This window comes from Dokdonella aquatica (assembly GCF_051987395.1).
Classification (GTDB): Bacteria; Pseudomonadota; Gammaproteobacteria; order Xanthomonadales; family Rhodanobacteraceae; genus Dokdonella.
Map to the genome: position 1 here is coordinate 383,143 of NZ_CP197094.1, position 22,046 is coordinate 405,188.

Consider the following 22,046-nt stretch of genomic DNA (forward strand, 5'->3'; position numbering starts at 1 on the left):
ACCCCGGGCCGCTTCCGTGCATCGGAAGTGGCACCATGAGTACCGCCTGTCTCGCCATGCCGCTGCCGACGATGAACGAGGTCGCGCGCCCCGAATCCGACGACGTCGAGCTCGTCCGCCGCGCTGCGGCCGGCGAGATGCGCGCGTTCGAGGCCCTCTACCGACGCCACGCGGGACGCGTGCACGGCGCCGTCTGGCGCCTTTCGGGGATGAACGAGGCGCGTGCCGAGGAGCTCACCCAAGAAGCGTTCGTGCGCGCCTGGCAGAAGCTCGACAGCTTCCGTTTCGAGAGCGCGTTCACGACGTGGCTGCACCGCCTCGCGGTCAACGTCGCGTTGATGGAGCTGCGCAGCCGCGACCCCGAGGACACCGTCGAGGACGGCGTGCTCGAAGCCGCGAGTGAACCCGTGCGACCGTTCTGCGCGGGCGAGCGCGGCGACCTCGAACGCGCCGTCGCGGCGCTGCCGCCGCGTGCACGCGCGGTGCTCGTCCTGCACGATATCGAGGGATGGAAGCACGAGGAGATCGGCCGCGAGCTCGGCATGGCGGTAGGCTCCTCGAAGGCCCAGCTGCATCGCGCACGCGGACTGCTCAAGCGTGCGCTCGGAGAGACCGATGACTGATTTCGAGATCCAGCGCCGCCTGCGCGACCTGCGCACGCCTCACGAGCCCTCGCACGACCTGTTCCCGCAGATCGCGCGACGCATCGCCGAAGCGCAGCGTGCGGAAGCACCCTTACGCCGCCGCCGCCGCCGCGGCCTCGTGCCGTTCGCCGCGGCGGCCGCGATGGCCCTCGCCACGACCGTCGGCGTGGTGTCGCTGGCCGTGCACGACCAGCGCATGGGCGATGCCGAGGCCACCGCGATGCGTCCCGCGATGCCGTCGGTGCGCGAACAGATCGACCGCGCCCGCGAACTCGCCACGAGCAGCGACCCGCGCCTGGCCAGTGCCGAGGTCGTCCTCGACGCCGCCACCGCCGAGCTCGAGCAGGCGCTCGAACAGCAACCCGACGCGACGTTCCTCGTCGGCCTGATCAACCGCACCCACGCGCAACGCCGCAAGCTCGCGCGCCTCGGCCTGACGGCCGGATGAGGATCCACCGATGAAACACCTTTCCCTCCCCGGCTTGGCCCTCCTCGCCTTCGCGGCGCCTGCGTTCGCGGGCACGCCGATCAACGAGACGCGCAAGGTCGACGCCGATGCACGCATCGAGGTCGTCAACGTGCGCGGCGCCGTGTCGGTGTCGACCTGGGATCGCGACGAGGTCGCCGTCACCGGCACGCTCGGCGAAGGCAGCAAGGGCCTGGAGGTCGACGGCAGCGGTTCGCGCCTGTCGATCCGCGTGAAGTCGGCGGAACGCTCGGGCTGGGGCTGGTTCGGATCCAGCGGTCGCATGGAGGACTCGATTCTCGACGTGAAGGTGCCGCGCCGCGCCGAGCTCAAGATCGAGGTGGTCAGCGCCGAAGTCGCCGTGTCGGGCACCGAGGGCCGCCTCGTCGACGTCGACAGCGTGAGCGGGCGCGTGCGCGTCGACGGAAAGCCGCGCGAACTCGAACTGGGCAGCGTCAGCGGCGCGATCGAGGCCGACGTCACCAGCGACCGCCTGCAGGCCGAGACCGTGTCGGGCGAGATCCGCGCGCGCGGCTCGATCCAGCGGCTCAAGTTCGAGTCGGTGTCGGGCAGCATCAACGCGCAGTCGACCGGCTACCGCGAGTTCAACGCGAGCTCGGTGTCGGGCGACATCGCGATCGGCGGCAAGCTCGCCGACGACGGCCGCCTCGACTCGGAGACGATGAGCGGCGACGTGCGCGTGCAATTGCCGGCCGATGCCTCGGCACGCATCCACGCCGAGACCTTCAGCGGGCGCATCCGCAGCGACGTCGGCACGGTGAAGCAGCCCGAGTACGGCCCGGGCCGCTCCCTCGACACCACGCTTGGTGGCGGCGCCGCACGCATCACGATCGAGACGTTCAGCGGCGACATCGACATCCGCATGCCGTGATCCGCGCGGTTGCAAGGCGCGCCTCCATCAAGGAGAGTGTCCTGCAGCGTCTGCCGGACAGGGGAATCCATGCCATGCGCTGGTCCGTGGTGCTTCTCGCCGTACTGGCCCATGCAACCTCGGCCGCCAATGCCGCGCCGACCGGCGGCGCGATACCGATCACGCAGCTGCCCATGGCCTTCAACGGCAGCACCGGCGGCCAGCCGAACACGGTGTCGTCGATCACGTCCGCCGCATGCTCGAACCTGACCAGCGTACCGGGTGGCGAAGTGATCTACACGTTCCGCACCGGCCTCCCACCGTCGGGCATCGGCGGGCACATCGATTTCGACCTGACACCGCGAGGCGGCCCGACGCCGGTGATCTACGTGCTCGCGACCGCCGGGGACGGCAGCAGCTGCGTGGCATCCCACACGACCCCCATGCCGGGTGGCGTGCTGACCCTGCACGTGGAGGAGACGCTCGTGGCGAATCACGACTACTACGTGTACGTCGACTCGGCGACGCCCGGGAACAGCGTCTTCGACCTGCTCGCCTGGGTGTTCATCGGCGTCGAACTGCAGTCGTTCTCGATCGACTGACCGCATCGGGCGCCTCGCGTACAATGCGCGCCCTCCGCGCGGCCCCGACGGGCCGCCAGCACGCCGCGAACCGCCATGACCGATCCTGCCAGCGAGATGCGCCGTCGGCGCACGTTCGCGATCATTTCCCATCCCGACGCGGGCAAGACCACGCTGACCGAGAAGCTGCTGCTGTTCGGCGGTGCGATCCAGATGGCCGGCTCGGTGAAAGGCCGCAAGGCCGCGCGCCACGCGACGTCGGACTGGATGGCGCTCGAGAAGGAACGCGGCATCTCGGTGACGAGCTCGGTCATGCAGTTCCCCTACGAGGGACGCATCGTCAACCTCCTCGACACGCCGGGCCACGCCGACTTCGGCGAGGACACCTACCGCGTGCTGACCGCGGTCGACTCCGCGCTCATGGTCATCGACGTGGCCAAGGGCGTCGAGGAGCGCACGATCAAGCTCATGGAAGTGTGCCGCCTGCGCGACACCCCGATCATGACCTTCATCAACAAGCTCGACCGCGAGGGCAAGGACCCGATCGAGCTGCTCGACGAGGTCGAGAGCGTGCTCGGCATCCAGTGCGCGCCGGTGACCTGGCCGATCGGCATGGGCCAGCGCCTCAAGGGCGTCGTGCACCTGGTCAGCGGCGAAGTGCACCTGTACGAGCAGGGCCGCAACTTCACGCGCCAGGATTCGACGATCTTCCCGTCGCTCGATGCACCGGGTCTCGCCGAGCGCATCGGCGCCGAGGTGCTCGCGGGCCTGCGCGACGAACTCGAACTCGTGCAGGGTGCGAGTCATCCGTTCGATCCCGATGCCTACCTCGCCGGCCGCCAGACGCCGGTGTTCTTCGGCTCGGGCGTCAACAATTTCGGCGTACAGCCGCTGCTCGACTTCTTCGTCGAGCACGCACCGCCACCGCAGCCTCGCGCGACGACCACGCGCGACGTGGATTCCGACGAGACCCCGATGACGGGCTTCGTGTTCAAGATCCAGGCGAACATGGACCCTATGCACCGTGACCGCGTCGCGTTCATGCGCATCTGCTCGGGCACGTTCACGGGTGGCATGCGCGCGTTCCAGACGCGTTCGGGCAAGGAGATCAAGCTCGCCAACGCGCTGACCTTCATGGCCTCGGACCGCGAGATCGTCGACAAGGCCTACGCCGGCGACGTGATCGGCATCCACAACCACGGCACGATCTCGATCGGCGACACGTTCACCGAAGGCGAGAACCTCGCGTTCACGGGCATCCCGAACTTCGCGCCGGAGCTGTTCCGCCGCGCGCGACTCAAGGATCCGCTCAAGATGAAGCAGCTGCAGAAGGGCCTCGCCCAGCTGTCGGAGGAAGGCGCGACGCAGTTCTTCCGTCCGCTCATGTCCAACGACCTCGTGCTCGGCGCGGTCGGCGTGCTGCAGTTCGACGTCGTCGCCTACCGTCTCAAGGACGAGTACGGCGTCGAGTGCGTGTTCGAGCCGGTCGGCGTCACCACCACGCGCTGGATCCATTGCGACAATGCGAAGAAGCTCGAGGAGTTCCGCGAGAAGGCCGCGCAGAACCTCGCCCTCGATGCGGCCGGCGAACTGGTCTACCTCGCCCCGTCGCGCGTCAACCTGCAGCTCACCGAAGAGCGCTGGCCCGAGGTGCGCTTCGCGGCGACGCGCGAGCACGCGAGTGCGGTGGCCGCGTAGGTCGCCCCGCGCACCAACGAAAACGCCCGGCCAAGGCCGGGCGTTTCTGTCGATTCCGGCGGAGGACGGACGTCAGCCGCCGTTGAAGCCCGCGTGGAACACCTTGTCACCGTGTGACGCCGCTTCGGCCGCCGAGAAGATGCGATCCACGTTGGTGAAGATGCGGTCCGGTCGTGCCGCCATTTCCATCGCCGCGAGCATCGCGGCCTCGTCGTGACGCAGGCGCTGCTGGTGCCACGACACCGCGCCGAGCGTGATCGCGAGGCAGGCGGCGAGGCCGGCCCAGCGCAGGGCACCACCACGGCGGGCCGAGGCGGCATGCCGGACGCCGGCGCGGCGACCGTGCGTGTGGCCCGCTGCGCCACGATCGTTGACCGCCCCCGCGAGGGCTTCGGCAGCGGGTGCGAGATCGCGGAGCAGGCGGACCAGATCGGTATGCATCGGCGACCGGGCGAGACGCGCCGCGACGTCGTCGCGACGTTCGCCGCGCAGGCTGCCTTCGGCGGCCGCAACGAGCGTATCGGCGTCGAGCAGGTCGAGCGGCGCCGGCTCGACGCGCGAGCCGAGGCGACGGTAGAGGCTGGAAAGGCTGCGGTCAGTCATCGAAATCACCGTATCCACGTTCACGCAACAATGTCTTCAGTTCATCCAGGCCACGCGACACGAGCTTGCGTGCCGCTTCGGCCGACGTGCCGACCACGTCCGCGATCTCCTGCAGCGAGAATCCCTGCAGGTGCAGCGTGATCGGCAGGCGGCGCCGCTCCGGGATCTCGCCGAGACAGCGCTGCAGGCCGCTCATGCGTTCTCCGTCGCTGGCCGACTGTTCCGGTCCGACCGTCTCGTCGGGCCATTGACCCGGCTCGTCGTCGTCCTCGGGCAACGGCTCCGCCGCACGGACTTCGGCCCGGCGCAGCGCGTCGATCACGGTCGTGGCGACCACCTTCTGCACATAAGACGCATGAAAGGCCCCGGACCGGTCACGCTCGATCGCCTTCCACAGCCGGATGCGCACTTCCTGCTCGACGTCGGCCGGATCCACGCCGTGGCGGTCGAGCCGATAGCCCTGCAGCAAGGCACCGAGGCGCGAGCCGAAATCACGCAGGATCTGCTCGAGGCGGGCATCGACGCTGTCGGAGGATCCGGTCATGCGGCCGTGCGCGCCTGCGAAAGGGGGCCGCTATGCTCACCGACCACGGGCGCATGCGCAACGCCCGTGACGCCCGTACCGTCGGTTCAGCGTGCCGCCTGCAGCAATGGCGGCAGCGGGCAATGGAGTGCGGCGCAGATCGTGCGCAGCAGTTCGGCCTCGGCGACGCTGACCTTGCCGTCGGAGGCGATCGCGAGCACGAGGCCGCGGACCAGCAGCTCCTTTCCTATCGGTGCGAGCAGGTCGAGCCTCGGCAGGGCACGGTCGAGCGCGATCGCCCACGCCTCGGCCGGCGCATAGACCGGCTTCAGGTCCGGCAGAACCTCGTGGAGTCCGGCCACGTAGGCACGCCGAGCCGCGCCTTCGTCGTCGTGGCCATGGCGCGCGACGATCGCGAACAGCTCGGTGACCTCGGCGGCGAGGTCGCCGGGCTTGAGGCGCCCCATCGTCCTCGCGGCGGCCGGGTTGAGCGCGTCGACGACCTGTACTCCGACCAGGCGCGCGAGGCAGTACTCGTCGAGGCTCACGCGGCCGTCCGCCTCGATGATCTGCCGAAGCAGGATCACGAACACCTCGAGTTGCGGTCGCGGCCTGCGCCGCAGCGCCGGGAACGCCAGCGACGCCAGCGGCAGGCGCTGCATCGGATGGAGTGCGGCCACCGCCCCGGCGAGATCGAGGACCAGCTCGGCACTGCCCGTGTCGAGATAGTGCGCGACGAGTTCGAGCTGTCGCGAGCGCACGGAGTCGGTGCGATCGAGCACGAGGGCGAGCACGAGCGCCATCGCACGCTCCTGCGCGCGGGCGGCCGCCGCGAGCAGCGGCGGTGTCGCCTCGCTGAGCGCACTCGCGGCCGCATAGTCGGCGGTGTCCGGCTGGCCGACCTGTTCGCTGACGACGCGCGGCGAGACGCTGAGTTCGGCACCCGCATCGGGCAGTTCGACGACGGCATCACCCCTGCGCGCGGCACGCTTCACGCGTGCCGGTGCGAACCCGGCGATCGAGACGTCGGCCGCATCGGAAGCCCCCACGCGCCGCGGCTGGCTCCAGTCGGCGGCGATGTCCCCGAACTCGGCGGGATCGAAGGCGGGCTGCAGGCGCCTGATGCGGTCGACGAGTGCGGGATGCGTCGCGAAAAACCGCGAGTAACCGACACCGTCGCCGAACAGCATGTGCGCGACCTCCTCGCCATCGGACGAGGCGAGCTTCGAACCCTCATCGAGGCCACCGATCTTCTTGAGCGCGCCGGCGATGCCGTCGGTCTGGCGCGTGAACTGCACGGCCGATGCATCGGCGAGGTACTCGCGCTGGCGCGAGATCGACGCCTTGATGAGGCGCGCGAAGAACACGCCGATCGAACCGACGATGATGAGACCGATGCCGAGGATCGCGAAACCGGCACCGTCGCGGCTGCGGCCGTAGCCGGCGACCTCGGTGATCTTGCGGCCCGCGATCGCGATCACGAGGATGCCGAACGCGACACCGACCAGCCGGATGTTCAGGCGCATGTCGCCGTTGAGCACGTGGCTGAACTCGTGCGCGATCACGCCCTGCAGTTCGTCGCGCGTGAGCTTGTCGAGGCAGCCGCGCGTGACCGTGACCGCCGCGTCGGCAGGCGTGTATCCCGAGGCGAACGCGTTGATCGCGGCCTCCTGCTCGAGCACGAATACCTGCGGCACCGGCACGCCCGAGGCGATCGCGATCTCCTCGACGATGTTGCGCAGGCGCCGGTAGGCGAGATCGCGCGTGTCGGCAGGTACCGGCGTGGCGCCGAGCTGCGCGGCAACGGCTGCGCCTCCGCCGCGCAGCGTGGAGATGCGGTACAGCGTCGAGCATCCGATCACCGCGAGCACGCAGGCGCTCGTCGCGACGAGCACGCCGATCGATGGCCCGGCTGCCTTCGGATCGTCGCTGGCGAGGCCGAGCGCGAAGATCACGACGACGTCGACGGCCGCGACGATGCAGACCACGGCGATCGTGAACATCACGATCATCCGCCGCGACGCGCGCCGCGCGAGATCCTGGTGGGAGAAGAAGTTCATCGCCCGGCTCGGCAAGGCGTCGTGCGCGGCCGTGGCGCGCGCACGCCGGGCATCAGGTGAACGAGACCTTCACCGCCTCGCGCTTCTGCGGCGACTCGATCTCGAGCAGCGGCGCTTCCTGGAAGTTGAACGCGCCGGCCACGAGCGAACTCGGGAATACCTCGCGCTTGTTGTTGTAGCCCATGACCGCGTCATTGTAGGCCTGGCGCGCGAACGCGACCTTGTTCTCGGTCGAGGTGAGCTCCTCGCTGAGCTGCGCCATGTTCTGGTTGGCCTTGAGGTCCGGATAGGCCTCCGACAGCGCGAACAGCCGGCCGAGCGTCTGGGTCAGCACGTTCTCGGCGCCGGCGAGCTGTTGCATCGCGGCCGCATTGCCGGGGTCGGCCTTCGCGGCCGAGAGGCCGGCCGCCGCCGAGTTGCGCGCCTGGATCACGGCCTCGAGCGTCTCGCGCTCGTGCTTCATGTAGCCCTTGGCGACTTCGACGAGGTTCGGGATCAGGTCGTGCCTGCGCGTGAGCTGGACGTCGATCTGCGCGAACGCGTTCTTGTACGCATTGCGTGCCGTGACAAGGCCGTTGTAGATGCCGATCACCAACAATGCGACCGCCACGGCAATGACCACGAGAATCAGAAAGACGGACATGTTTCCCCTCCACGCAGGCCGCAAATGGACGTATGATTTCGAGCATAGCATGCGCTCGTGACCGCCCCGGACCCAGTGAAAGCGATCCTGTTTCCCCTCGTGGCGGCCTTGGCGACGATCTTCGCCGGCAGCGGCGACGTCGCGGCGGCCACCAAGAAACCGACACGCAAGGCGAAGGTCGCGGCCGTCGCCACGCCACTCGTCGTGCCCCAGCTCGTCAATCCCGCGGCGATCGCGAAGGATCCCGCGCCGATCGCGACCGAGTTCGCGAAATGGCTCGACCAGCTGGAACAATCCGACAAGGTGTCCGGCCTCGCGGTGGCGATCGTGAAGGACGACGACGTGCTGCTCGAACGCGGCATCGGCTACGCCGACTGGCAGAAGCGCGAGCCGGTCGACACCGGCACCGTGTTCCGCCTCGCCTCGCTCTCCAAGGCTTTCGCGACGACACTCGCCGGCATGCTCGTCGAGGACGGCGTGCTGAGCTGGAACACGCGCATCGCCGAGATGCTGCCGACGTTCGCACTCGCCGACGTCGACGGCAGCCAGAAGCTGACCGTGCGTGACATCCTCAGCCACCGCGTCGGCCTGCCGCACAACACCTACGACCGCCTCATCGAACAGGACGAGCCCTACCCCGTGCTCGTCGAGCGCCTGCGCGAAGTACCGATGACCTGCGCGGTCGGTGACTGCTACGGCTACCAGAACATCGCCTTCAGCCTCATCGGCGACGTCACGTACGCGGCCACCGGCGACTTCTTCTACCACCAGGTCGAGAAGCGCGTGTTCCATCCGCTCGGCATGACCACCGCGACGTATGGACGCGATGCGCTCGAGAACTCGCCGCGCTGGGCGCGTCCGCACCGCCGTGCCGGCAAGAGCTGGCAGTCGTTCCAGCCGAACGAGCGCTACTACCACATGCCGCCCGCGGCCGGCGTCAACGCGAGCATCGTCGACATGCGCAAGTGGCTCGTCGCGCAGATGGGCGGCGAGCCATCCGTCCTCGCGCCCGCGCTGCTCGACGAGACGCACGCGCCGATCGTCGCGACGCCGCGCGAGAAGACCTCGACACCATGGCGCAAGGGCCGCCTGCTCGATGCACAGTACGCGCTCGGCTGGCGCATCTACGACTATGCCGGAGAACCGATGGTGTTCCACGCCGGTGCCGTGCAGGGCTACCGCGCGCTCATCGCGTTCCTGCCGGAGCGGCGCTTCGGCATGGTCATGTTGTGGAACTGCGAGTCGGCCGCACCGTACGGGCTCATGCCGATGCTGTTCGACCGCTACCTCGGCCTGCCACGCGTGGACTGGGCCGACATCGGCGACACCGACGAATCGGCCTCCACCGGCGGCGATTGACGCAGCGCGGCACGCCGTGATCGCGTAGGATTCGCGGTATTACCCGGCCCGGTCGACTCGCAACGCCCGGTGCCGCCTCATCACGCAGAAGGATTCCCGCGTGCTGATCGCCGAACACCTCATGCTGCTGTGCGTCGATCCGGCGCGCGGCACGCTCGACGTGACCGCCGGGCGTGCAGGCATCGACACGCTCGCGGCCGCCGCGCTCGTGCTCGATCTCGCCGACAAGGGGCATCTGCGCCACGCCGCGGGTTACGTCGCCGTCGACGCCGACCTGCCGATCAGCCATCCGCAGCTGACCGCGGCCGAACGTGTACTCACCGGCTTCGCGAGCGGCATGCCGCTGCACGCGGCGATCGACCTGCTCGTGGCACGCCTCACGCCGATCCGGCGCACGCTGCTCGACAGCCTGTTCCGCCGCGACGTGCTGCACCGCGAACGCGCGGCGTGGTGGCGCCCCGGCGCGAAGCGCTACCCCGTACGCTCCCTGCAGGCCCTCAACGAGGCCACGGCGGAATTGCGCCGCGGCGCGATCGCCACGCGTGCGACGCTGCGCGGCACGGGACTGCTCATCCTCACGGAAGCCGCGGGCCGTTGCGCGAAGGTACTCGATGCCGCGCATCATGCCGAAGCCGTAGCGCGACTCGACGCGCTCGCGCAGCCACCGCCCGCCGACACCGGCGAACCGGCTGGCCTGCTCGCAGCCCTGCGGCGCGACCTCCTCGACTAGACACCGCCGGAACCGGCCGCCTTGTGGGGGCGGCCGTCACGAGCGCCTCAGGTATCGAGCTTGAACTCGATGCGACGACGGCCACTCGAACTCACCGGCACGCCGTTCTCCATGCGCGGCTTGAACGTCGACCGCTCGATCGAACGGACCGCTTCACGGTCGAAGATGCGTGGCGGATCGGCGCGCACGACACGCACGTTCTCGACCGCGCCTTCCGCCGTCACCGTGAACTCCACCTCGACCCAGCCCTCGGCGCGATTGCGGGCGGCCTGCTGCGGATACGTCGGCGTCGCCACGTTGACCGCGGCGAGGTCGGTGGTCGCACCGCGCGGTGCGGGTGTCGGCGCCGGAGCCGGAGGCGGCGTGGCCACGGGGGCAGGCGCCGGGGCCGTCGCGACGGGTTGCGGAGCCTGCGCCGGTGCGGGCGCCGGCGCTGGCGGCGGTTCGGCGACGGCGGGGGCCGGCGTCGTCGTGGCGGCGGGGCGTGCCGCCGCGGCGGCGGCCGCCGCCGCAACCTGCTGCTCGCGATCGAGTACGCGACGGCGGGCTTCGAGCTTGCCGCGCAGGATCGTCAACGTGTAGTTGCTGGGCTCGGCGATCGCGAGCGCGGCGACGATGCGCGACGCCTCGTCGAGGTTGCCCTGGTTGATCTCCTGCTCGGCCGTGCTGCTCGCGAACGGGAACAGTTCGCGCAACGCGTCCCTGGCGCCGTGGTTGTCGGGCTCCTTGGTCAGGATCGCCAGGTAGTACTCGAGTGCATTGTTGCCGGCCGGGGCGACCATGCGCTGGTCGGCCATGGCCTTGCGCGCTTCGCGGTAGAGCTCGTCGACACTCAGGCCTTCGACAGCAGGAGAGATCGGGTCGACGACCGCAGGCGCGGCCGCGACCGGCGTCTCCGCGGGGGTCGCCGCGGATTCGGCCGTGGCGGGAACCTCGGCCGCATCGCGTCCGAGGAACCACCACGCAGCGACACCACCGAGCGCGAGCACGGCCACGACGGCGACGATCTTCGGGGCAGCGGAGCCGCGCTGGCGGCGCGGGGAAAGACGTGCAGGTCGCTTCACGGTCGGACACTCCCAAGGCAAGAGGGTCGAACGACCGGCGACCAGGACATGCAGCCGGGACCACGAAAGAAGAATGGATCGCTCCGACGGACCGACGGAACACCGCGCGACGCGCGCCGGTCCGACGTCCTTTTCCCCTGGTGTTGTCCCCTGTCGCGGCCCGAGGGACCGCTACGAAACCGTTGCCCCGCCATCGCCAGACGCTTCGTTGGATCAACGATAACGCATCGCAACAGAAGATGTCACACCCTCCACGTCGACATCCCGCGCGCACGCGCTACGCCGCCCGCGTGCTCCATCCATGCAGCCTTCAGGCAACCGGTGCCAGCATCGTCCGACATTCGGGTGGACCCGATCCCACGAGACGAGGAACCGCGCCATGGCCAGTCGTGACAGCAAGCCCTCCATCGAAGACGCCGCCGACGAGATCGGCGGCGCGGCCACGCGCTTCACGGAACGACTCCGCGCGAACGGTGCCGTGCTTCAGGACGACCTTCGCGAAGCCGGAGAGCGGCTCGGCGAAGGTGCCAAGCAGTTCAGTCAGGCCGCCGCGGAGCAGATCCGCGCGCATCCCCTCACTGCGTTCGGCATCGCCTTCGTCGCCGGCGTCGCACTGACGCGACTCCTGCGCCGCTGATCCGATGCTCGGCGAGGGGGAGCCGCCGCGCACCGACGAGGCGCCGTCCACTGCGGACGGCGTCCTCGATGCCGCGCGTGACGCATTGAAGGGGGCGCTCCAGGTCGCCGAGGCTTCCCTTGCGCTCCTGCGCGCCGAACTGCGGCTCGCGAAACAGTCGGCGCTGAACCTCGTGTGGCTGGGTTTCGCGCTGATCTTCCTCGGCGTAGGCGCTTGGGTCGCCACCAACGCCGCGATCGCTGCCGGCCTTTACCAGTGGACCGGCAACGCATTCATCGGCATCGGTGTGGTCGCACTCGCCAACGTGCTCGGCGTGCTGTGGGTGCTGCGTACGATGCAGAAGAGCTGGGCCGACCTCAGCCTGCCCAGGACACGCGAGATGTTCGCGGCATCGCGCCCGCCCCCCGCCTCGGCATCGTCTGCCGATGCACCGAAAGGACCACCGCCATGAGTGCGCACCAGCTGCGTCGCGATGTCCTCGCCGCCCACGCCCGTCTCGCCAGGGTCCGCGTGCAGTGCCGCGAAGAAACCGCCTGGCTCGAATCCCACATCGCGCGACACCGCGAGGCCATCACCGTCGGCAGCGGCTTCGCACTCGGCGTACTGGCCTCGTCGCTGCCACTCAAGCGCTGGCTCGGCGCGTCGGTGACGGCGATCAGCGCGGCCTTCTCGCTCGCCCGCACGCCGATCGGTCCGATCGTGTTCGGCGGACTGTTCGCGCGCCACGGTGCCGGCGGCGAAGACGCCACGCAAGACTGAAACTCCGGCGCGTCACGGAGCCTCGAATCCGTTCGCGAACACGCGATCGACATCCGGCAGCACCAGCAGTGTCGCCGAACGCGCCGGCAGGTTCGCGAGCGTGAGCGTCGTGCCGGCGACGCTGCCCGTTGCAGCGAGATGCAGGTCTTCGCTGCCGCTGAAACGGTAGGTGCGCCACGCACCATCGAAACGCGTTCCGAGATCGATCGCGGCCGTCGTCGACGTGGCCGCCTTGTTGAAGAGCAGCAGCATCACGCGCGACCCGGCACGCTGCACGGCATAGGTGCCGAGGGCGTCGACATCGGCGCTCGTCGCACGCACGCTGGTGCCTTCGACGCGTGATCCCGCACCGTCGTAGTCCAGGTGCAGGCGGAACGCGCGCTCGACGAGCGAGCCGCTGCGTGGTGACACCCAGCGCGTCGCCGCATCGACGCCTTCGCGCCCGAAGATCGCGAGCACCTCGGCCTGCGCGAGCGCGCTGCTCGCGCCGTTGTCGGCACCCCAGTTGTACTCGGTGATCGCGAGTCGCGTGCCCGGGCAGGCCTCGTCGATCCATGCACGCACGCGACGGATGAGACCGGGCTTGCTGTAATGCCAGGTCGCGTGATCACCGAGATCGGCGATCCACGACTCGGAGGTCCATTGCGGGTCGTACAGCTCGCGCAACGAGCGCAGGCGGCGCGCCGAGATCTCCGCGGTCTCGGAACCCGCCGGAGGATCATTGAAGTCGACGACACCCGATCCCTGCGGGTAGTAGTGCAGGTCGAGCGTGTCGACGAGGCGCACGCCATGCTGCTGCTGGTACGCGCAGACCTGCTGCAAATACCACTTCACCAGCGGCGTGCCGCCATGCGCGGCACGATCGGGACCTTCCACGCAGTTGTCCGCCGCAGAACCGAACAGGTCGCAGTAGCCCCATGTCACCGGTCCGTGCACGCGCGCGTTCGGCTCCTGCTGCTTGATCGCGCCAGCGTAAGCGACCGTGTACGACCACAGCGCGTCGTACGTGAGCGGCTGCGGATGCACGTCGCGATGCGTGCTGTTCCAGAGCATCGGCTCGTTGTCGAGCGCGTAGTCGCGGATGCCGCCGGCCGCCGCCGTGCCGAAGCGCTGCTGCAGATGCGCGATCCACGCACGCGCATCGTTCGGCCCCGATGCGAACGAGGTGTCGGTCGGGTGATTGCCGACGATGACGCCGCCGCTGCAGTTCGGACCTTGCGAGCAGCGTCCGTTGCCCGCGTCGGCCATGCACCAGGAGGGTGGATTCGCACCGAAGTAGCTGCACTCGGTCTGCTGCTGCGCGCCGTAGGTCGCGACCGAAAAACCCCAGCGTTTCTCGCGCAGCGCGATCGGCGTCCACCCGATCGTGCCGATCGTGACGAGTGGGCGCCCGCCCGCAGCGAGCGTCGCCGCGACGAGGCGCTCGACTTCCGACGAGGCGGGCGAACCATCGTTGTTCGCGATGTTCATGAAGAACCAGTCGGCGGCGGTGTTGTGCACGTCGACCTGCCAGTTGTAGCGCGTCGTCGAGTTGCCGCCCCAGCGCACGAACGGATACGGACGCGGAAGGTTCGCGGGCGGGTTGCTGACGCCGAGGATGGCCGGATCGATCGGGCGGCGATCCGCACCGAGGTCGATGCTCACGGCAATCGTTGCGGCATGCGCGGCGGATGCCGGGAGCAGACAGGCGAGAACGAGCGGCATGATGCGCATGCTTCCTCCGTCGCGTCGTCGTGACGGGGCGAGCATAGCGCCGGGACTGGCGGCGTGGCCGCTGAAGCGAAGAGGGCTCGAGGCGAAGCGCGATGCGCGTCACGGGATCCGGAGGAAATCTCTCCCTGCGCTGGGCATACCGCAGGGAGAGCAGTCCGTTTGCTGGATCCGGTGGAGCTTCTTGTGGAGCTGATGCAGCAGACAATCCGCGGCTTACGCCGACGGAGGTGGCCGGTCGCGGAACGACCGGCCGGTACCGCGATGACTTACTTCGCAGCCTTCTTGGCGGCGACCTTCTTGACAGCCTTCTTGACGGCCTTCTTGGCAGCCGGCTTCTTCGCAGCCGACTTCTTCGTCGCCGTGGCGGTCTTCGCCTTGGCGGTCTTCTTCACGGCAGCCTTCTTCACTGCGGTCTTCTTCACGGCCTTCTTGGCGGCCGGCTTCTTCGCAGCGGTCTTCTTAGCAGTCGTCTTCTTCGTAGCCATATCGCGTCTTAGCTCCTCGTCAGTTGGCAGTGGTTGCCCAGTAAAAGCGTGAAGGAATGCTTCGCACAGCAGATTGCTGTTGGTGGCGTGGCGGAGGTTCGCGACCTGTCGCCGGGTCCGTTCGTCGGACAAAAGCCTGAGGATGTGGAGAGGAATCGATACCGTGATTTTTCTGACAGCCCCTGACTTGCGGCCATGTTCTACATACGGTTCGACGAATCGGGATGCAGCCATGATTCCTTTGAAACGGTTGTAACGCCGACGCGGAAATTATTCCTGTCATGTGCACGTGTCAACAGATTTCTGATAGGAAACAAGCAGTTCGATATACCTCCCAAACCCCTCCCCAAAGCACTCCGGACGCATCGTCGACACCCATTTCACCACTGGATGTATGGACGTCCATACGTCCTAAAGTTAGAATGCGCGAAATGCATGAAACAGCTTAAATGAAGGCATATTCCTTCAACACCGAGGGAAATGGACGATCACGCAAATGAGTCGATGCGATGACGCAACCGCGCCATGCGCCTCGCCTTGAACGTCCTTCATCAAGCCGAACGCCAGCCGAACACGGGCGAAAAATTTTTTCGCGGATCGCCGCCTGCGACCACCGTCGAACGTGCCGACGACGACATCGCGCATGCACCTCGACGACGGCGAAGAGGGTCGACGTGACGTCGGCGACATCATCGACGAGCCCTGCTCTCGCGATCACCGGCGACGCATGCGATATGACGCACTCGCATCGTCGAGCGACGATGCCGTCGCACCATCGACGAGATGACGGAACACGTCGCACGCCATTCTTCCGCACCTGCGGGGAGCGCCCGTGCGGCGTCACTCGGAACACATCGCGATCGCAACGGCGCGCATGCGGGCACGCGAGATTCGAACTTCGATGCGGCGCACGAGCTGCCATCGACACCGCGTCGAACGAGCGGCATGCCCATGCGACGGACACGCGCGATCGCTGCGAGGCACAGCGGGAAGCCCGATCGCACGACGAGAGCGAACGCTGCCCGTCACCGCAGCAGTCGACAGGAACCCGCCGCACGCGGGCGCTGAAACGAAAACGGGCCGGAAGAACCGGCCCGTCGATCGACACTGGCGCTGCGTGGGCGCGTCAGTCTTCCTCGTTCTCGATCGCCTCGGCGTAGGCGTCCGGGTCGAGCAGCTCCTCGAGCTCTTCGCGGTTCGTGAGCTTCACGACGAAGATCCAGCCGTCGCCGTAGGCGTCCTCGTTGATCGTCTCGGGCTTGTCGGCGAGCGCCTCGTTGACCGCGACGATCTCGCCCGACACCGGCGAGTAGACGTCCGACGCCGCCTTGACCGATTCGACTACCGCGGCGGCCTGGCCGGCCTGCGCGGTGTCGCCGACGTTCGGCAGCTCGACGTAGACGAGGTCACCGAGCAGTCCCTGAGCGTGCTCGGAGATGCCGACGGTGACCGTGCCGTTGTCCTCGACACGCGCCCACTCGTGGGACTTCATGAACTTCAGATCGCCGGGGATTTCGCTCATGACGGTTTCCTGGGTGCGTGTAAGAAAGACGGGCGGATTCTAGCCGAGATCGGCGACACGCAACCAGCGCGCGCGACGCCTGCCGACGCGTCGTTCACGCGGCGTCGAGCGGCTTGCCGTCGCGCACGAACGGGATGCGCGCGACGCGCACCGGCACCTCGCGACCACGGATGTCCACGCGCAGCGACGAGCCCGCGCCGGCCGGCACGCGCGCGAACGCGATCGCCTTGCCGAGCGTCGGCGAGAACGTGCCCGACAGGATCTCGCCGTCGCCGGCGTCGGTAAGCACCTTCTGGCCATGGCGCAGCACACCCTTCTCGTCCATGACGAGACCGATCATCTCGCGCGGCACACCCGCGTCGCGCTGCTGCTCGAGCGCCTCGCGACCGATGAACGCGCGGCCTTCGTCGAGCGACACCGTCCACGCGAGCGCGGCTTCCCACGGCGTCACCGACTCGTCCATGTCCTGGCCATAGAGATTCATGCCGGCCTCCAGGCGCAGCGTGTCGCGCGCACCGAGGCCGGCCGGCGCGACGCCGGCATCGACGAGGCGCTGCCACAGCGCGACCGCCTCGCCCTCCGGCACGATGATCTCGAAGCCGTCCTCGCCCGTGTAACCGGTGCGTGCGATGAACAGGCCGTCGCCCTCGAATGCGACGAACTTGCCGATCTTGAGCGCCTTCGCGGCGACCTCGGGCGACAACAGCGTGGCGACCCTGGCGCGCGCATTCGGCCCCTGCACCGCGATCATCGCGAGCTCGGGACGCTCGGTGACCGCGACGTCGAACGCAGCGGCCTGCTTGCGGATCCAGGCGAGGTCCTTGTCGCGCGTCGCCGCGTTGACGACGACGCGGAAGAACGCCTCGTCGAGGAAATAGACGATGAGGTCGTCGATGACGCCGCCCTTCTCGTCGAGCATGCACGAGTACAGCGCCTTGCCCGACACCTTGAGCTTGTCGACGTTGTTGGCGAGCAGGTGGCGCAGGAACTCGCGCGTCCGCGATCCGGCGAGGTCGACCACGGTCATGTGCGACACGTCGAACATGCCCGCATCGCGACGCACCGCATGGTGCTCCTCGATCTGCGAGCCGTAGCTGAGCGGCATGTCCCAGCCGCCGAAGTCGACCATCTTCGCGCCGAGCGCGCGGTGGCTGTCGTTGAGGATCGTCTTCTGGCTCATGGTCGGCACCGGCGTGGGAAGGCGCGCATTATCACGACGCGCGCCTTCCCTGTCTCGTCCGGCCACTCAGGGCGCGCGGCGTACCTGCAGGGTCGCACCGTGCACGCCGGTCACCTCGACCGCGTCGCCGACCGCGGCATCGACGCCCTCGGCGAGCCACACGCCGTCACCGACGCGCACCTTGCCGCGACCGTTGACGAAGGCCTCGGCGACGATCACGCGCCGCCCGATCATGCGCTCGCCACGGCGGTTGAGCAGCGGCTGGTCGTCGCGCGTCTCGGCGGCCGGTCGGATGTAGCGCCAGTACACGACGCAGCTCGCCACCGCGAACACGGCGAACAGCACCGCCTGCACGAGGAAGGTCAGGCCCGGGAAGATCGTGTTGACGATGCCCGTGAGCGCGGCCGCGATACCGATCCACAACAGGAAGTAACCCGGCACGAGGATCTCGGCCGCGATGAACAGCAGCGCGACGATCCACCAGCCGTAGGTGCCGAGCACGTTCTGCACGTCCATCGTCGTGCTCCGTCAGCGCACGTAAGGCTGCGAGGGATGCGGACGCGGCGGCACCGGCGGAGGCGTCGGCGCGGCGGGCGCATCCTTGCCGAGCGCACTCTTGGCGATCTCGGCGATGCCGGCGAGCGAGCCGAGGATGCCCGTCGCCTCGTAAGGCAGCATGAGCACCTTCTGGTTCGGCGACTCTGCCATCGCCTTGAGCGCCTCGACATACTTGTTGGCGACGAAATAGTTGATCGCGTTGATGTCGCCGCCCGCGATCGCGTCGGACACCATCGTCGTCGCCTTGGCCTCGGCTTCGGCGAGGCGCTCGCGCGCCTCGGCCTCGCGGTAGGCGGCTTCCTTCTTGCCCTCGGCCTCCAGGATCGCGGCCTGCTTCTCGCCGTCGGCCTTGAGGATCGCGGCCTGGCGGAAGCCCTCGGCCTCGAGCACGTTCGCACGCTTCTCGCGCTCGGCCTTCATCTGCCGCGCCATCGAGTCGACGAGGTCGCGCGGCGGCGAGATGTCCTTGATCTCGATGCGCGTGACCTTGACGCCCCAGGGATGCGTCGCCTCGTCGACGACCGAGAGCAGCTTGGCATTGATCTCGTCGCGCTTGCTCAGGCTCTCGTCGAGGTCCATCGAGCCGAGCACGGTGCGGATGTTGGTCATGATCAGCGCGAGCGCGGCCTGCTCGAGGTTGGCGACCTCGTAGGCCGCCTTGGCGGCATCGAGCACCTGGTAGAACACCACGCCATCGACGCGCACGACCGCGTTGTCCTTCGTGATGACGTCCTGCGACGGCACCTCGAGCACCTGCTCCATCATGTTCATCTTGTGGCCGATGCTCTGCATGAACGGCACGAGCACGTGGAATCCCGGCGTCAGCGTGTGCGTGTACTTGCCCCAGCGCTGCACGGTCCACTCGAAACCCTGCGGCACGATGCGCACCAGCTTGGAAAGCGCCACGAGCACGAGGCCCACGACGATCAGGCCGACAATCAGATCCATGGATCCTTCCCCCTGGTGAGATGCTGCAACGATAGCAAGCCGGCATGACCGGATGTAATGCCCTCACCGTTCACGTCGCCCCGCCGCACGGTCGACGCGCGACACACCCGCCCGTCGATCAGGCCGGCACGGCGCGCGGCAGCACGACCGTCACCGCGAGGCCGCCTCCCTCGCGATTGGCGAGCTGCACGCGGCCGCCGTGCGCCTCGGCGATCTCGCGTGCGAGCGCGAGGCCGAGGCCGGTGCCGCTGCGCTTGGTCGAATAGAACGGCAGCAGCGCCTGCGCGAGCACCGTATCGCTCATGCCGGGGCCGCGATCGCGCACCTCGATGCGCCATTCGCGTCCACGCGCCACGACGTCCAGCTCGACGGTCGATGCGTCGCCGCTCGCCTCGTGCGCGTTCTTGACCAGGTTGATGAGCAGTTGCTCGACCTGCGTGCGATCGAACCGGCCGGGATCGGTCGGCACCTCGCCGACGGTCGTGAACGTGTAGTGTCGCCCCAGCGCCTGCAGGAACGGCCCCCACTCGACGTCGGAAGGTTGCGGCATCGGCAGCTTCGCGAAATGCGCGTAGCCCTCGATGAAGCCGCCGAGATGGCTCGCGCGGTCCTCGATCGTGTCGAACACCACGCCCATGCGCCGCGTGTCGCCGAGCCGCGCGAGCTCGCGACCGGAGTGGGCGAGCGAGCGGATCGGCGCCAGCGAATTGTTGAGCTCGTGGCTGATCACGCGGATGACCTTCTTCCAGGTCGCAACCTCGGCGCGCGACAGCTCGCGCGTCATGCGCCTCAGCATGACCATCCGGTGCGGCCGGCCCTGCAGCTTGAACGTGCGTTGCGAGAGGTGGAAGGTCTCGTCCTCGCCGTCGATCGACACGCCGAACAGTGCGTCCTCGCCGCCCGCGAGCACACGCGCGAGCTCGCCCGGCGCCTCGGCGAGCACCGCGTCGAAGCTCAGGCCGTTCATCGACGTGCCGCCGTTGAGCAGCGCGCGCGCGGCGAGGTTGGCGACCACGACATGCCCGCCCGGTTCGACGAGCACGAGTGCGTTCGGCGTGTTCTGCACGACCGTGTCGAGCAGCAGCTCGCGCTGGAACAGGCCCTGGCGCTGCTCGCGCAGTACCGCGCCGAGCGCATTGTGGGCCTCGACGAGATCGCCGAGCTCGTCGTGGCGCACGTTGCGGATCGAGAAGCTGAAGTCGCCGTCGCGGAATGCGACGACGCTGCCCGACAAGGTGCGGATCAGGGCGACGATCGGGCGCACGAACGCGCGCGCGAGCAGCAGGGACGGGACGAGTCCCGCCGCGAGGGCCGCAACCGTACCGATGAGCACACTGTCGTGCATCGAGCCGACCCAGGCACCGACGAGCGCGGCGACCGATGCAGCGAGCAGCATCGCGGCCGCGAATTTGCCTTCGAGCGAGAACAGGCGCATGAGCCAGGGTCGGAAGAGGTCCACGCCGATTCTGCCCGAGATGCGGCGCCGACGCGCCGTGCGCGTGAACGCGACGACGCCTCAGTTCGCCGCGATGCCCATCTTTTCCATGCGGCGGTACAGCGCCTGCCTCGACAGGCCGAGCTCCGACGCGGCCTGGCTGATCACGCCGCGCGCACGAGACAGCGCGCCCTCGATCATCTCGCGGTCGGGTTCGGCATCCGGTGCGACGCGACCGCTCGCCATGCGCGGCGGACCGAGGCCGAGGTCGCGCGCGGTGACGACGCTGTCGCTGCACAGCAGGCTGGCGCGCTCGATCGCATTCTTGAGTTCGCGCACGTTGCCGGGCCACGCGTGCGCGGCGAGCGCGGCACGCGCGCCGGCGTCGAGCGTCGCGCGTCCCTGCAGGAAATGCTCGGCCAGCGGCAGGATGTCGTCGCTGCGTTCGGCCAGCGGCGGCAGGCGCAGCTCGATCACGTTGAGCCGGTAGTAGAGATCCTCGCGGAAGCGTCCTTCGCGGATGCCCGCGGCGAGGTCGGCATTGGTCGCGCTGATCACGCGCACCTTCACGTGGCGCGTCTTGCTGGAACCCAGGCGTTCGAACTGGCCGGTCTCGAGCACGCGCAGCAGCTTCATCTGCCCAGCCAGCGGCAGGTTGCCGATCTCGTCGAGGAACAGCGTGCCGCCATCGGCGGCCTCGAAGCGGCCCTCGCGCGCGCGGTTCGGTGCGCCGGTGTAGGCGCCGGGCTCGGCGCCGAAGAGTTCGGCCTCGATGAGTTCGGACGGCAGCGCGCCGCAGTTGACGGTCACGAACGGCCCTTCGCGGCGCGCCGAGTTGGCCTGCACGATCTCGGCGATGCGCTCCTTGCCCGCGCCGTTCGGCCCCGTGATCAGCACGGGCACGTCGGCACGTGCGACTTGGCAGGCGAGTTCGACGACGCGTTCGGTCGCCGACGAGGCGAACACGATGCCGCGCAGGTCGTAGCGGTCATCGAGCTGACGGCGACGACGGCGACGCTCGTCGCGGTAGCGCGAGACCTCGCGGGTCGCCTCCGAGAGCTCGAGCAGGTTCTCGACCGAGGCGAGCAGCTTGTTGTCGTCCCACGGCTTGCCGAGGTAATCGGCGGCGCCGGCCTTGACCAGCTCGACCGCGGTCTCGAGGCGCGTCCACGCCGTCAGCAGGACGATCGGCAGGTCGGGATGGTCGGCTCGGATCGCACGGTAGAGCGCGATGCCCTCCTCGCCCGAGGTCGTGTCGGCGGTGAAGTTCATGTCCTGCACGACGAGGTCGATGCGCTCGCGCGCGAGGATCGCGAGGCCTTCTTCGGGCGAGCCCGCCGTGAGCGTGCGGATGTCGCGCAGCCCGAACAGGATGTCGAGCGCGGTACCGACCGCGGGGTTGTCGTCGATCACCAGTACGGTGCGCATGGGCTTCGCGGGAGAGGGGCATCGACGCATGTGCGCTTGGATGCAGCGCGACGGCGAACGGTTGCCTGGGTGGATGAAAAAAGATCGTCGGGGATCACCGGAAGCCCGCGACGGTGGCGGCGAGCATAGCGCCGCCACC

General features: G+C 68.7%; 23 protein-coding genes. 10 read left to right on the forward strand and 13 right to left on the reverse strand.

The window, feature by feature from the left end:
* Positions 1-35 precede the first annotated feature (35 nt).
* The 5 genes from ACQQ2N_RS01580 (at position 36) to ACQQ2N_RS01600 (ending at position 4,260) form a co-directional block, all read left to right on the forward strand.
* Positions 36-623: an RNA polymerase sigma factor gene (locus ACQQ2N_RS01580; RefSeq protein WP_440223918.1), complete on the forward strand. Its 588-nt coding sequence runs from the start codon at positions 36-38 to the stop codon at positions 621-623.
* On the forward strand, positions 616-1,092 hold the full coding sequence (locus ACQQ2N_RS01585) for a hypothetical protein (RefSeq protein WP_440223919.1): 477 nt from the start codon (positions 616-618) through the stop codon (positions 1,090-1,092). Before ACQQ2N_RS01580 ends, ACQQ2N_RS01585 begins: the two co-directional genes overlap by 8 nt.
* Positions 1,093-1,102: 10 nt before the next feature.
* Complete coding sequence (locus ACQQ2N_RS01590; RefSeq protein WP_440223920.1) at positions 1,103-2,002, forward strand: DUF4097 family beta strand repeat-containing protein; 900 nt, start codon at positions 1,103-1,105, stop codon at positions 2,000-2,002.
* A gap of 74 nt (positions 2,003-2,076) precedes the next feature.
* The gene (locus ACQQ2N_RS01595) at positions 2,077-2,583 is read left to right on the forward strand and encodes a hypothetical protein (RefSeq protein ID WP_440223921.1); all 507 of its coding nucleotides are present in this window, start codon (positions 2,077-2,079) and stop codon (positions 2,581-2,583) included.
* A 75-nt stretch (positions 2,584-2,658) separates the two neighbouring features.
* Complete coding sequence (locus tag ACQQ2N_RS01600) at positions 2,659-4,260, forward strand: peptide chain release factor 3 (RefSeq protein ID WP_440223922.1); 1,602 nt, start codon at positions 2,659-2,661, stop codon at positions 4,258-4,260.
* Positions 4,261-4,332: 72 nt separating this feature from the next.
* Here ACQQ2N_RS01600 and ACQQ2N_RS01605 read toward each other — a convergent pair whose 3' ends face one another.
* The 4 genes from ACQQ2N_RS01605 to ACQQ2N_RS01620 form a co-directional block, all read right to left on the reverse strand.
* The gene (locus ACQQ2N_RS01605; RefSeq protein WP_440223924.1) at positions 4,333-4,863 is read right to left on the reverse strand and encodes a hypothetical protein; all 531 of its coding nucleotides are present in this window, start codon (positions 4,861-4,863) and stop codon (positions 4,333-4,335) included.
* Positions 4,856-5,407, reverse strand: a complete 552-nt coding sequence (locus ACQQ2N_RS01610; protein WP_440223925.1) for an RNA polymerase sigma factor — start codon at positions 5,405-5,407, stop codon at positions 4,856-4,858. Before ACQQ2N_RS01610 ends, ACQQ2N_RS01605 begins: the two co-directional genes overlap by 8 nt.
* 86 nt (positions 5,408-5,493) lie before the next feature.
* Positions 5,494-7,446: a M48 family metallopeptidase gene (locus tag ACQQ2N_RS01615; RefSeq protein WP_440223926.1), complete on the reverse strand. Its 1,953-nt coding sequence runs from the start codon at positions 7,444-7,446 to the stop codon at positions 5,494-5,496.
* A gap of 52 nt (positions 7,447-7,498) precedes the next feature.
* Entirely contained in the window at positions 7,499-8,089 is a 591-nt protein-coding gene (locus ACQQ2N_RS01620) for a LemA family protein (protein WP_440223927.1), read from the reverse strand.
* Between the two features lie 99 nt (positions 8,090-8,188).
* On the opposite strand from ACQQ2N_RS01620, the gene ACQQ2N_RS01625 reads away from it, so the two are divergent.
* Together ACQQ2N_RS01625 and ACQQ2N_RS01630 are read left to right on the forward strand one after the other, a co-directional pair.
* Positions 8,189-9,448 carry a serine hydrolase domain-containing protein gene (locus ACQQ2N_RS01625; RefSeq protein ID WP_440225697.1) on the forward strand — a complete coding sequence of 420 codons (1,260 nt, stop codon included), beginning with the start codon at positions 8,189-8,191 and terminating at the stop codon, positions 9,446-9,448.
* Positions 9,449-9,548: 100 nt separating this feature from the next.
* Positions 9,549-10,178, forward strand: coding sequence for a GPP34 family phosphoprotein (locus tag ACQQ2N_RS01630; RefSeq protein WP_440223928.1), 630 nt, complete (start codon positions 9,549-9,551; stop codon positions 10,176-10,178).
* A 47-nt stretch (positions 10,179-10,225) separates the two neighbouring features.
* Here the strand turns inward: ACQQ2N_RS01630 and ACQQ2N_RS01635 are convergent, their stop codons facing one another.
* A complete protein-coding gene (locus tag ACQQ2N_RS01635; RefSeq protein WP_440223929.1) occupies positions 10,226-11,242 on the reverse strand; it encodes a TonB family protein in 1,017 nt (338 codons plus the stop codon).
* A gap of 379 nt (positions 11,243-11,621) precedes the next feature.
* Here ACQQ2N_RS01635 and ACQQ2N_RS01640 point away from each other — a divergent pair, with 379 nt between their 5' ends.
* Genes ACQQ2N_RS01640 through ACQQ2N_RS01650 form a run of 3 tightly spaced genes read left to right on the forward strand, consistent with a single transcriptional unit; the run spans position 11,622 to position 12,638 of the window.
* Positions 11,622-11,879: a hypothetical protein gene (locus tag ACQQ2N_RS01640; RefSeq protein WP_440223930.1), complete on the forward strand. Its 258-nt coding sequence runs from the start codon at positions 11,622-11,624 to the stop codon at positions 11,877-11,879.
* A gap of 4 nt (positions 11,880-11,883) precedes the next feature.
* A complete protein-coding gene (locus tag ACQQ2N_RS01645; protein WP_440223931.1) occupies positions 11,884-12,330 on the forward strand; it encodes a hypothetical protein in 447 nt (148 codons plus the stop codon).
* Positions 12,327-12,638: a hypothetical protein gene (locus tag ACQQ2N_RS01650; RefSeq protein WP_440223932.1), complete on the forward strand. Its 312-nt coding sequence runs from the start codon at positions 12,327-12,329 to the stop codon at positions 12,636-12,638. Before ACQQ2N_RS01645 ends, ACQQ2N_RS01650 begins: the two co-directional genes overlap by 4 nt.
* 12 nt (positions 12,639-12,650) lie before the next feature.
* On the opposite strand, the gene ACQQ2N_RS01655 is transcribed toward ACQQ2N_RS01650, so the two are convergent.
* From ACQQ2N_RS01655 to ACQQ2N_RS01690, 8 genes are all read right to left on the reverse strand, one after another.
* Positions 12,651-14,282: a glycoside hydrolase family 44 protein gene (locus tag ACQQ2N_RS01655; protein WP_440223933.1), complete on the reverse strand. Its 1,632-nt coding sequence runs from the start codon at positions 14,280-14,282 to the stop codon at positions 12,651-12,653.
* 335 nt (positions 14,283-14,617) lie between these two features.
* Positions 14,618-15,070, reverse strand: coding sequence for a met regulon transcriptional regulator MetJ (gene metJ, locus ACQQ2N_RS01660; protein ID WP_440223934.1), 453 nt, complete (start codon positions 15,068-15,070; stop codon positions 14,618-14,620).
* Positions 15,071-15,962: 892 nt separating this feature from the next.
* Positions 15,963-16,358, reverse strand: a complete 396-nt coding sequence (gene gcvH / locus ACQQ2N_RS01665) for a glycine cleavage system protein GcvH (RefSeq protein WP_440223936.1) — start codon at positions 16,356-16,358, stop codon at positions 15,963-15,965.
* Positions 16,359-16,452: 94 nt separating this feature from the next.
* Complete coding sequence (gene gcvT / locus ACQQ2N_RS01670) at positions 16,453-17,538, reverse strand: glycine cleavage system aminomethyltransferase GcvT (protein WP_440223937.1); 1,086 nt, start codon at positions 17,536-17,538, stop codon at positions 16,453-16,455.
* Positions 17,539-17,604: 66 nt separating this feature from the next.
* Complete coding sequence (locus ACQQ2N_RS01675) at positions 17,605-18,054, reverse strand: NfeD family protein (RefSeq protein WP_440223938.1); 450 nt, start codon at positions 18,052-18,054, stop codon at positions 17,605-17,607.
* A 12-nt stretch (positions 18,055-18,066) separates the two neighbouring features.
* Positions 18,067-19,044, reverse strand: coding sequence for an SPFH domain-containing protein (locus ACQQ2N_RS01680; protein ID WP_440223939.1), 978 nt, complete (start codon positions 19,042-19,044; stop codon positions 18,067-18,069).
* Positions 19,045-19,162: 118 nt separating this feature from the next.
* On the reverse strand, positions 19,163-20,479 hold the full coding sequence (locus ACQQ2N_RS01685; protein WP_440225698.1) for a sensor histidine kinase: 1,317 nt from the start codon (positions 20,477-20,479) through the stop codon (positions 19,163-19,165).
* An 81-nt stretch (positions 20,480-20,560) separates the two neighbouring features.
* Positions 20,561-21,907, reverse strand: a complete 1,347-nt coding sequence (locus ACQQ2N_RS01690; protein WP_440223940.1) for a sigma-54-dependent transcriptional regulator — start codon at positions 21,905-21,907, stop codon at positions 20,561-20,563.
* Positions 21,908-22,046: the final 139 nt, after the last annotated feature.

Excerpts from the sequence above, each read along its gene's own strand:
- ACQQ2N_RS01650 (WP_440223932.1), top strand. The coding sequence starts at position 12,327 with ATGAGTGCGCACCAGCTGCGTCGCGATGTCCTCGCCGCCCACGCCCGT.
- ACQQ2N_RS01605 (WP_440223924.1), bottom strand. The coding sequence starts at position 4,863 with ATGACTGACCGCAGCCTTTCCAGCCTCTACCGTCGCCTCGGCTCGCGC.
- ACQQ2N_RS01585 (WP_440223919.1), top strand. The coding sequence starts at position 616 with ATGACTGATTTCGAGATCCAGCGCCGCCTGCGCGACCTGCGCACGCCT.
- ACQQ2N_RS01620 (WP_440223927.1), bottom strand. The coding sequence starts at position 8,089 with ATGTCCGTCTTTCTGATTCTCGTGGTCATTGCCGTGGCGGTCGCATTG.
- ACQQ2N_RS01600 (WP_440223922.1), top strand. The coding sequence starts at position 2,659 with ATGACCGATCCTGCCAGCGAGATGCGCCGTCGGCGCACGTTCGCGATC.
- ACQQ2N_RS01690 (WP_440223940.1), bottom strand. The coding sequence starts at position 21,907 with ATGCGCACCGTACTGGTGATCGACGACAACCCCGCGGTCGGTACCGCG.
- ACQQ2N_RS01640 (WP_440223930.1), top strand. The coding sequence starts at position 11,622 with ATGGCCAGTCGTGACAGCAAGCCCTCCATCGAAGACGCCGCCGACGAG.
- gcvH (WP_440223936.1), bottom strand. The coding sequence starts at position 16,358 with ATGAGCGAAATCCCCGGCGATCTGAAGTTCATGAAGTCCCACGAGTGG.
- gcvT (WP_440223937.1), bottom strand. The coding sequence starts at position 17,538 with ATGAGCCAGAAGACGATCCTCAACGACAGCCACCGCGCGCTCGGCGCG.
- ACQQ2N_RS01680 (WP_440223939.1), bottom strand. The coding sequence starts at position 19,044 with ATGGATCTGATTGTCGGCCTGATCGTCGTGGGCCTCGTGCTCGTGGCG.
- ACQQ2N_RS01685 (WP_440225698.1), bottom strand. The coding sequence starts at position 20,479 with ATGCGCCTGTTCTCGCTCGAAGGCAAATTCGCGGCCGCGATGCTGCTC.
- ACQQ2N_RS01675 (WP_440223938.1), bottom strand. The coding sequence starts at position 18,054 with ATGGACGTGCAGAACGTGCTCGGCACCTACGGCTGGTGGATCGTCGCG.
- ACQQ2N_RS01580 (WP_440223918.1), top strand. The coding sequence starts at position 36 with ATGAGTACCGCCTGTCTCGCCATGCCGCTGCCGACGATGAACGAGGTC.
- ACQQ2N_RS01645 (WP_440223931.1), top strand. The coding sequence starts at position 11,884 with ATGCTCGGCGAGGGGGAGCCGCCGCGCACCGACGAGGCGCCGTCCACT.
- metJ (WP_440223934.1), bottom strand. The coding sequence starts at position 15,070 with ATGGCTGCATCCCGATTCGTCGAACCGTATGTAGAACATGGCCGCAAG.
- ACQQ2N_RS01610 (WP_440223925.1), bottom strand. The coding sequence starts at position 5,407 with ATGACCGGATCCTCCGACAGCGTCGATGCCCGCCTCGAGCAGATCCTG.
- ACQQ2N_RS01595 (WP_440223921.1), top strand. The coding sequence starts at position 2,077 with ATGCGCTGGTCCGTGGTGCTTCTCGCCGTACTGGCCCATGCAACCTCG.
- ACQQ2N_RS01590 (WP_440223920.1), top strand. The coding sequence starts at position 1,103 with ATGAAACACCTTTCCCTCCCCGGCTTGGCCCTCCTCGCCTTCGCGGCG.
- ACQQ2N_RS01615 (WP_440223926.1), bottom strand. The coding sequence starts at position 7,446 with ATGAACTTCTTCTCCCACCAGGATCTCGCGCGGCGCGCGTCGCGGCGG.